This is a genomic window from Mesorhizobium sp. M4B.F.Ca.ET.143.01.1.1 (assembly GCF_004792275.1).
GTDB classification, from domain to species: Bacteria; Pseudomonadota; Alphaproteobacteria; order Rhizobiales; family Rhizobiaceae; genus Mesorhizobium; species Mesorhizobium abyssinicae.
Window position 1 is genome coordinate 1 of the sequence record NZ_SRSR01000294.1, and the last position, 300, is coordinate 300.

Here is a 300-nt window from a genome sequence, read left to right on the forward strand (position 1 = left end):
ACGGAGCTGCGCCTGTTCCCGAACAGCGACAACGCCTATCTCGAGGTCGCGACCGGCCGCGCCGACGCCGCCATGCATGACACGCCGAACGTGCTCTATTACATCAAGACCAACGGCCAAGGGAAAGTGAAGACGGTCGGCCCGCAGATGATGGCGCAGCAATATGGCATCGCCTTCCCGAAGGGCAGTGAACTCGTCGCCAAGGTCAATGCTTCGATCGCCAAGCTGAAGGGCGACGGCACCTACGAGGCCATCTACAAGAAGTGGTTCGGCACCGAGCCGCCGAAGAGCTGATCCACC

1 protein-coding gene is annotated in these 300 nt (G+C 61.7%); it reads left to right on the forward strand.

Features of this window, described 5'->3' with window-relative positions; translation table 11 throughout:
- Positions 1-294 (forward strand): transporter substrate-binding domain-containing protein (locus EN786_RS37050; protein ID WP_135910182.1); only part of this gene is annotated, 294 nt, incomplete at its 5' end.
- Between the last annotated feature and the right edge of the window lie 6 nt (positions 295-300).